Source organism: Caballeronia temeraria, from assembly GCF_001544795.2.
Classification (GTDB): Bacteria; Pseudomonadota; Gammaproteobacteria; order Burkholderiales; family Burkholderiaceae; genus Caballeronia; species Caballeronia temeraria.
The window spans coordinates 1-8,421 of sequence record NZ_FCOI02000069.1 but is presented as its reverse complement, the minus strand read 5'-3'; the positions used below and the strand labels follow the sequence as shown (position 1 = coordinate 8,421).

The following is an 8,421-nucleotide window of genomic DNA, read 5'->3' as shown; positions in this document are numbered from 1 at the left end:
GGCGAGTTGTCCACCGCCGGCCGGCGTCGTGGTCGTAATAGGCGACCCGCCGACCGGCCGTGGACAACTCGCGGCACCGCCCAAACCGGAGGGAATCAATCCATTCAAAATTCAACTGCTTAACCATCCACGGAAGCGGGTCACCCCCAACCTTGGCACATATCAGCAGATTTTTCTCGATAGCACCGCTGATTTTGCTCCACGCCTCGTCCACGTCGGTGGGGCTCACACAGATGCACCATTTCCCAGATACATCTGTCGAGGCAAAGTCGTTGTAGCTCGGGGATTTCTTGTAGTGCCAGTTGCAACTCAAGTCCTCAGAAGGCTTGTCCGATTTCCTGAACAATCGCTCTCCCGCAACAATCCCTTCTTTCATGGAAGCCTCCTCACGTCTGGCGCTGCTTTCATATCAAACTACTTTGGTAAGGGTGTCGCGGCCAATCGCCGACGACAGATTCCTCATTGCTTGGCGAATTTCGCGGCGGAGCGCAACACTTTCCTCCTATCGCCATAGAAGAGCGCTTGCAACGGTGTCAGGTCATCCAGTGAGCTATTGGGCGTAGTGAAAAAGCGCCACTTGTCCCAGCCTGTCAAACCACCAAGCGTTCGCACAACCTTCGCCAGGTCCTTTCGTCGAATTTGCTCAACCAAGAAGAATGCCGGGAAATACGGTTCATCGTCGATGTCGACACTGAAGATGTGCTGAGCAGCGACTTCTTTTCTGACCCGTTGCGGGGTGAACCCGATGACGGCACAGAAATGAGAAAAGTGTATTAGTTTCGCGGTGGCGACCAGGCGTGCCGGCGTCGACTCTCCTTGATTCGCACCAAGCTCTATTCGCCGTTGCGCGCTTTCTTCACGAATCGAACGTTCTTCTATGTTTAACACTGTAGCTAGCCCCGCAACTCTCACAAGCGCACGTTTGAACCGCCTCCCGAGCTCGGCATCGGGGATTTTAAGAAGCGCTCGAGCTCCGATGGGGTCGAACAAGGTCACTGCAACCGCTGCGCTCTGCAGAAACTCTAATACGCGCGCATCGGGGGAAGACGGCTCGCTTGTTGTATTGTTTCGACGGGGCGGCATGGTCATCCTCGTCGGCATGCTACTCGCCGGTCCGAGTCGTGAACAGAGGAACGACGCGAGCGCACGCTGACTGTTCGCCAGGTCGCTCGACAGTCGGCTGCGCCCAAATTTCCGGAAGCGCGCTCGCTGACACGTCCAAGTCGACGTTCAAGGGGTAGTGCCTGAGAAGGCCAATTGCGACTGATTGCACCAACCCGCGAATTGTGACTTCTTCCGCGCTGGCCAGCATTTCGAGAAATTCGCGCGTATGTACCACAGCCTTCGTACGTTCCGCCGGTATAGTCATTATGTCTTCTCCGCAAGAAGTTCCGCCGTCACGTCGCTGTAGGACGTCACTCCGTTGACCATGCACCAACGTTCCCAGATGTATTGTCCGTTGGCGGAAAGGCAGCTCGGGCCGACTAACTGGTAGACACGACCAGACGATGTCACACCCCGCAAAGCATTCGGGTCGAACCTCCGAATTCAAGTGCTGACCCTCCCCGAGTAGTCGCGTACATCGCTACCAACGAAATGCCTTGAGCCGTTCTGTGTCTCAAGGATTTGCCAGTCGGAGATAGACAACTCGGGCTCTGTGTCGACGCAGGCTACGCTCCACACAGGCATGACCACCTCCACCATTTCGACGACAATGGTCTACACACGAACGAGAGCCACCCCGATGGGCACACGTCATACTTGGTGCACGTGCGATGCGGTCACTTGCCGTCGTGAGACCAGCGAGTGCTCCCAGGAAGAAGCTGCTCAATGAGCTGTTCTTGGCTCGCCTGGCGCGGCGCGAACTAACCTTGTTAGCCAGACGGTTCCGCCGAAACGAAGGACATCGGTGTCTCCCGATGTTTGCGACTGCGGACCCCGGAGCTGTTATCCACCGCCGGAGGGGCCATGTTTGAATTCTGCTTCTTGATGGCCTTGTAGAAGGTGCGAAATATTTCGCACACGTTCAGTCTAGTACACCGGCAAAAATCTGCAACCTTGTTAGGCAGCGCCGTTCTCTAGGCCCGCGCCACGCTCTTTGCCGCTTCAGCAAGGTCCTCCTGGTCTATGAATTGGTCAAGCGAGTCGGAGTTCAGTAGGTAGAGCAACTGGAGAAACAGACTGAGCGATAGGGCGCCGCTCTCGATTTGCGCATGCAGGCTCTTCGCCGACATGGTTGTGCCGAGCCTCGACAAACTCGTGACAAGGTCTTTCGCAAGTTCAGAAGGCTGGCGGGACATCTCGGACGAGACCACTGCACGAGCCTTCGCGCTCCAGTCCGACCCGTCCGTATGCAGCGCATCGACCCATCTTTCCGGAGGTCGTATTCCCGTGACGGCCAAGATGTGAAGGAAGAGGCTTAGCTTGAGCGTGCCTCGCGAGATGCGCGAAACAATTGCTCTGTCTCCACCGGTCTCACCGTCGTTCGTCAAGGCATCGACCAAAGACCCATACGTGACGTCTTTGCGGGCGAGTGCCACGCGAGTAACCCGCGATGCAAGATAAGACCAGGGAGTGTCCGCTTCGCTCATGAAAGAATCCGCAAACCGCGAAAAAAATTCTTGATTTTTGAAACCGACGGCCTATCCTTCTAAGTGCGAAATCTTTCGCACTTAGATGAGGGGCTTCTGAGAAGCATAACAGCCGGAACTTCGGCAAGTCCCGTCTGCTGTAGGTAACTCCACGTCGCTTGATGGAGTATATCGTCAGCTCTCGCGTGCTACCACGCATACTCTCGAAGGGGGCTCCCATGGCCCCGCGGTCAATTCTCTACCTAACGGTCGAGGGAGTTCTCATCCCGCGAACCGCAGCCTCAATCCCAGAGAGGGGCGCGCGTTGGTCGTTGCACGACGATAGCAGCCACCTCCGGCAATTAACCGAAATCCTCGCAGAAAATGCCCACATCGCCGTAGTGCTGCATTCGGTGTTGGTGCCGAGAGTGGGTTTTCGCACCATCGTCCAGACGTTTCCTGGTCAACTTCGGTCGCGAATCGTCGGCGCCACAGTACCTGGCAACCGAGTCATTCGAAAAAGTCGGCTCGACAAGCACACCAATCGGTATTCTTGGCTTTCCGAAGATGTGTCCCGCAGGGACCCCCGCCAAGTAACAGTGCTCGAAGGAGACGCTCGTTGCGTTCCCGTACCACTGCGAGAACGGGCCGTAATTGTGTCCGCAGGATTATGGGCCGCATCGCGCGCCGACTGGACGCGACTACGGGATTTGCTCACTTCCTCGATTTAGTATTTCCAGAATAGATACTAAACATTGTCTAATGCGCATTACACGGTATATTGTCAGTGCGGCGTTCCTGTGAATCGCGCTTACGCAACTTCAGATGTACTGTCTGGCGAATGGAGTAAGACTGTCTAAAATGAATACCATAGAATTTGCTTTGAGATTCTGCGACTCCTTAAAATCGCAGTGACCAGCAGTGTAAAATTAAGTTTGCCGAGAAAAACTGTTGACGAAACCTGATAAATCGTTAGTATGTCCACAGACTCGCACTGATAAAGGTGAGTGTAGGGATAGAGAAGCAGAAGAGTGGCGCGATGTGCTTGTGAGAGTGGCGTGTGAGCGGATTAGCCGTATCAGGTTACAGAGCGGTCAATTCGCAGGGTTTTTGTGGCTCGCGATTTTCGCTTGCCGAAGGTGCCTCATTTTTGAAAGTTCCGTCGTTGATGTGGGCGATGAGACTCTCGCGAAAGAGGCGTCGAATCCACCTGCTTGCGTGCGTTCCGACGCGCGAAGAGGAGCTTGCGCATGCATCATTCTTTTCGTTTCGCGGCTCCTCCCCGTTCGCCACGGAACAATTCGGCCAGTTTCTATAGAACGTGCACGCGTTCGTTTCATGTCGCGGAAAGTAGCCCATCCGCTCATAGAACATCCGCAGACCGTAGAGGATGTTCAAGTTCGCTACCAGGATTGATTTCCCTATTTCGAAAGCGAGCGGGGAATTACGCCGTATGAGCACAGTCTTCGAATCAACCGCCGAGGGAGAGTGGGTTGAAGAAAATCAACGGCCTCCAAGTCGTCACGCGGTTACGCCTTACCATCAACCACTTCTTTTTTCGAAGAGCGAGCGGCTGTCCGAGTTTCTGAGAATTGTGCCAACGTCAGAAGTGAGAAGAACGCTCGCATACCGTGCGGTACCGCGTGACCCTGCTCTTTGGAGTGGCGACCGAAGCCACAAAATAGACGCATTATCGGATTTCGACCAGTCTTATGCCCCTACCGAGGATGTAACGACCTTCACTGAATTGATTCTTGCGAGAATCCGGCGGACATTCCTTGCGAAAGACTTTGGAGATGAGCACTATCGTGAATTTTTTCACGGAACTCGAAAGGTTTTGCAGAAGGAGCCACTCCGACCGGTCCCTGAATCCTTGTCGTCCACGAAGGGCTCTATATTCATTCTCACGGGTCCCTCGCTATGTGGCCGCACCGCGTATCTGCATCGGTTGCGGCGCCTTTTAGGGAAACCGTTCGAGGTGCACGGAACCGGGCCCGCACCCGCGTTCATGCATGTCATTCCAGCAATTTACTTGAACTATCCGGAATGCGGAACACTCACCGGATTGCTCGGAGACCTCCGGCATGCGCTGGTTGCGGCCGTTGGAAGTGCCGGGACGCCCAGCGGCGTGTTCCCGGAACTAGCAGGCCTCAATGCAGTTAACGCCGCCATATCCCTTTGCATTCTCTTGAACGTCGGAGTGTTCATTGTCGACGGAGCGTCGTTCGAGTCTCTGAAGGGTGAACCGAGAGAGGTTCTCGCCTTTCTGCTGAAGTTGCAACAAGCGTCCGCCATTCCGGTGATTTTCTCCGCAACTTGCGCGTATGCGCACGTGCTCGGACTGGTAGGTAGCAAGAGCTCAAACGCATTCGCGGGAAAGCCGGTTTATTTTGACCCGCTGCCCGAGCCAACGGCCGCGACTATAGACGAAATAGTCAGACTATCTGGCCCCTGGTGCGATGCGAATTCGTTCCTGTGGTCTTCCGGAGTTTTCAGCGCCGAAAAGCACCAGATGCCAAAGGAGTTGCCGCTCTGGACCACGGGTCTGGCGTTGGGACGACTCGGCTGGCTTGCACAAGGCTACGATGAATTGCAAATGGAAATTGCCAAGCGACCCGAAATGCTTAAGGACGGCGCAATCAACCGCGAGTCGGTGACGCGCATCTTCCTGCGTCGCCTTCGTAACCAGCGAGGAGCCAGGGAAGCCGTGACTTCGTATATGTCGCAACAATCGCTTGAGTCTGACCAGGACTTCTTCGACTACATGGACCACCTACCTCAATGGTTTCTCGAGAAAAAGAAGAATAAGGAACTGCTGTACCGTGTTAGGCACTGACGAATCATGGACGCTCGCTACCAAACTCTGGTTATTCCGCCTTTTCCTCGAGGACAATTAGTCAACGACTTCCTTGAGAATCTCTTCTTTACGGACGTGCCTAGAAGTCTCTTGATTGCATGCCGGACGCTCCTTGCAAGAAGGCCCGGCTTGGATAGCATGCCGAGTGGACTATCCCAGTTTCATGAAGTCGTGGGACACCTATATGGGACCGCCTACGAAATTGCCGATGAGCACACCTTATTATCCTACTTCTGTTGCGGCTTACGTAGATGCAAGTTTGCGGCCCAAACGGAGCGACTAATTAATGTGACGCCCGGGCCCGTCCGCCTGACTCGACTACCTGTCTTATTTGACGTCTTAGAAGGAGAGCATCTATGGTGTCCGGAATGCCAAGAAGAGCAGCGACGCGACTACGGCTTCACCTTCAATCATAGGCGAACGGCTGCGCCTTTTGTCAATACGTGTTTCAAGCATCGGTGCTTGCTTAGGCCGAGGTCTGGTCAGTATCTTCTATTCGACGAACGATGCGTGAAGACTCCAACACCCTTTCAGCTTGCGAACGGCTTCGAATTTTGCAGGCGAGTGAGTGATTGTAGCGAGCAGAGCGCGGAGTGCAGTAACTATCATAAGGACGAAGTCGCTCGGTCGCTCATCGCTTCGGGCTGGCGAAACGAGTCCGGACGCCTCAACCTTCGAGAGTTCGTGGATGAGTTTTGTGCGTTCTATAGGAATGCGTTTTCCGATGACCGACTCGACCTGCTTGTTCAGTCAACGAGTCTTGTGGAAAACGGCATTCGAGGACTTCTGCGCGAAGAGCGAGCCGTGCATCCAGTGTGGTGCATCCTATTTGCGTGGTTTTCCGAATACTGCTATCGCACTCCATGCCGAGTTACGAAGGCAATAGTGGAACGCCGGCCCCCACCGACTGCAGACGAGCTTCGCGCAGTCATGCAGCATTGCGGGACTTTGTCGGCGACCGCCAACGCGCTGGCGATAGGAGTTTCGAAAGTCGCCGTCTTGTGCCGCCGCTTTGGAATTCCAGCATCTTGGCGTCCCAAGCGGGTAGGGTGCGAGACGATTGAAGCGATACTAAGTTCTGTGGCCCACGGTATGTCGCCCCGAGAGGTCGAACAGAAATTCGGATTATCCCGGTCGACAATTTACCGAATCTTAGCGTCGCACCCAGACATCTTGACCGCGCGCCGTCGAGCCATTGCCGCGCGGACCGAGAATGCAAAAGCGCTGTGGGATGCGGCAACGTCAAGACTGCCTTCGCTTTCAGACACAGCGATACGTCGAGAGCTGCCGGCAGTTTGGGCACAGTTGTATCGACATGAGGGTGCATGGCTCCAACAGCGGCAACGAAAACTCCTGGTCAATCGTGCCAAACACAGAAATGGAAGGCCGACGCCCCTGTTGCATCGCCTCGAGGCGGCACTCGCGCAAGCGCATGAGTCCTGTAATCAGCCGGACAAGCCACCGGTACGCCGCTCCATCTACGAGTTGCGTCGCCGAATTGGTGTAAGTGAATACGCTTTCCGCTCAACCCTTCAAGGGTCGCCAAGCCTGGTGGGCAGCGAGCTCCGAAAATCGTTTGTCTGCCGTCGCTTGGCCTGGGCACAAACCCGAATCGCCGACCCCATTCAATCAGTAAGTGCTTGGAAGATTGCGCACGAGGCAAAACTCCGACTATCGAGTATCAAGTTAGGTGCAAGCGACACGACCCCTTAGGCTTATCGGAAGGAGATGATGTTGACTCGACTCGAACAATCTTTGCTTTATGTGAACAGAATCGTTGACGACGAAGACATTACTGGCTACGTTCTGTCACAACTTCAAATCCGCTCCGATTGGTCACCGCAGACAGCCACCGGTCCTATCTCAGCGGGTGGCATGAGGTTGAGCTGGTTCCACCCTTCTGACCTCAGTTCGCTTAGGTCCGCTTTCGGCGTAGTTCTACCTTCGACGGCCCAGGTTATTGACAAGCACACGCGTTTCCCAATCTATGCGCCATTCTTGAGCGAGGATGAGCGGGCCCAACTCTTCGAGCACTATGCCAACAGCGGACGACTCAGTGCCTTCGAACTGAATCGGCTCGTAGGCGCGAACGCGGCCACTTTCAGGGGCCGGCTCGCCGTCTGTCCCCAATGCATGGATGAGGACAGGAGGGCACTGGGATACACCTACTGGCGTAGACTACACCTAATGCCAGGGATTCAAGTGTGCGCCCGTCATCACCGTGTCCTGATGACATATTGCAACTTGTGTGAACCCGAGTACCGAGGAGCCCGCGCGGTTTGGGCTCCGCATCAGAGGTGTATCTGCGGGGGTTCGCTCAGGCCTTTAGGACGCCTGGACCGGCACTCTGAAACGATTGCGGTACGGTTCGCGAAGATGTCCGAGGACTTGATGCTTGCTCGAGCACCAAAGACGCTCGATGCTTCTTCGGTACGCATAGCCGCAGAGCGATATTGTTTGACTTACGGGACTTCGGGTCGCGCACTGTATAAAACTCTAAGGGGGTCGCTTGAGCACGCGCTGGGCGAACAGGTGCTTGTGCAGGCCGGTCTGAATGAAACAGCGCTAAAAAAACTTTGCAATCCTAAAGGAGCTTTAGAAATCACTCGTAATCCCGCCCAAAACGTATTGCTAGTTCTCGGTCTCTTCGGCGGGTGGGACGGGTTTGAGCAAGCCTTATCTACGACGAGAAGTAGGGTGGCCGAACGTCGACTCTCCCCGCCGACAACGCGACGTTTCCCGAGCACCGATTTGATTTTGCTCAAAAGGCGTCTACTTGCGATGCCAGAAAAAGATTTCAGAAAAATTCGGGGGAAGCACAGAGCGTGGCTTGAGGCTGAAATCGTCAAAAATCCCCGACTGCGTCGGAGCCAGCTGCCAAAACTGCCTGGTGGCTATGCAGCGTATCAATTTTTCTGGCTCTTTTGAAAACGGAGTGGGTAACGGCCTTCAGCGGGCATGCGAGTTGAATGCGGAGAAGTCGAGTTTGCCTGC

8 protein-coding genes and 1 pseudogene are annotated in these 8,421 nt (G+C 54.9%); 5 read left to right on the top strand and 4 right to left on the bottom strand.

The features are described from left to right. From AWB76_RS41420 to AWB76_RS38040, 4 genes are all read right to left on the bottom strand, one after another. The coding region (locus AWB76_RS41420) for a putative phosphothreonine lyase domain-containing protein (RefSeq protein ID WP_157696334.1) at positions 1–376 on the bottom strand (376 nt) is incomplete at its 3' end. An 83-nt stretch (positions 377–459) separates the two neighbouring features. Then, positions 460–1,101 (bottom strand): hypothetical protein, encoded by a 642-nt coding sequence (locus AWB76_RS38055; RefSeq protein WP_061165234.1) that lies wholly within the window; start codon positions 1,099–1,101, stop codon positions 460–462. 1 nt (position 1,102) lies between these two features. Continuing rightward, positions 1,103–1,369 (bottom strand): BPSL0761 family protein, encoded by a 267-nt coding sequence (locus tag AWB76_RS42970; RefSeq protein ID WP_061165233.1) that lies wholly within the window; start codon positions 1,367–1,369, stop codon positions 1,103–1,105. 709 nt (positions 1,370–2,078) lie between these two features. Continuing rightward, positions 2,079–2,591, bottom strand: a complete 513-nt coding sequence (locus tag AWB76_RS38040) for a DUF6471 domain-containing protein (RefSeq protein ID WP_061165232.1) — start codon at positions 2,589–2,591, stop codon at positions 2,079–2,081. 161 nt (positions 2,592–2,752) lie between these two features. Between AWB76_RS38040 and AWB76_RS43215 the strand changes: the two genes are divergently transcribed. From AWB76_RS43215 to AWB76_RS42590, 5 genes and pseudogenes are all read left to right on the top strand, one after another. After that, positions 2,753–3,301: an HAD domain-containing protein gene (locus AWB76_RS43215; RefSeq protein ID WP_374729978.1), complete on the top strand. Its 549-nt coding sequence runs from the start codon at positions 2,753–2,755 to the stop codon at positions 3,299–3,301. A gap of 722 nt (positions 3,302–4,023) precedes the next feature. Next, on the top strand, positions 4,024–5,406 hold the full coding sequence (locus tag AWB76_RS41415) for a hypothetical protein (RefSeq protein WP_157696333.1): 1,383 nt from the start codon (positions 4,024–4,026) through the stop codon (positions 5,404–5,406). 6 nt (positions 5,407–5,412) lie between these two features. Beyond that, positions 5,413–7,140 carry a TnsD family Tn7-like transposition protein gene (locus tag AWB76_RS43210; protein WP_082864635.1) on the top strand — a complete coding sequence of 576 codons (1,728 nt, stop codon included), beginning with the start codon at positions 5,413–5,415 and terminating at the stop codon, positions 7,138–7,140. A gap of 15 nt (positions 7,141–7,155) precedes the next feature. Beyond that, a pseudogene (locus AWB76_RS43205) lies at positions 7,156–7,644 on the top strand (TniQ family protein); the annotation flags it as partial. A 159-nt stretch (positions 7,645–7,803) separates the two neighbouring features. After that, positions 7,804–8,355, top strand: coding sequence for a hypothetical protein (locus AWB76_RS42590; RefSeq protein WP_244173701.1), 552 nt, complete (start codon positions 7,804–7,806; stop codon positions 8,353–8,355). Positions 8,356–8,421 lie beyond the last annotated feature (66 nt).

Bases quoted from the DNA above. Each gene is read 5' to 3' on its own strand.
- AWB76_RS42970 (WP_061165233.1), bottom strand. From the start codon at position 1,369: ATGACTATACCGGCGGAACGTACGAAGGCTGTGGTACATACGCGCGAA.
- AWB76_RS41415 (WP_157696333.1), top strand. From the start codon at position 4,024: ATGAGCACAGTCTTCGAATCAACCGCCGAGGGAGAGTGGGTTGAAGAA.
- AWB76_RS42590 (WP_244173701.1), top strand. From the start codon at position 7,804: ATGTCCGAGGACTTGATGCTTGCTCGAGCACCAAAGACGCTCGATGCT.
- AWB76_RS38055 (WP_061165234.1), bottom strand. From the start codon at position 1,101: ATGCCGACGAGGATGACCATGCCGCCCCGTCGAAACAATACAACAAGC.
- AWB76_RS38040 (WP_061165232.1), bottom strand. From the start codon at position 2,591: ATGAGCGAAGCGGACACTCCCTGGTCTTATCTTGCATCGCGGGTTACT.
- AWB76_RS43210 (WP_082864635.1), top strand. From the start codon at position 5,413: ATGGACGCTCGCTACCAAACTCTGGTTATTCCGCCTTTTCCTCGAGGA.
- AWB76_RS43215 (WP_374729978.1), top strand. From the start codon at position 2,753: ATGGAGTATATCGTCAGCTCTCGCGTGCTACCACGCATACTCTCGAAG.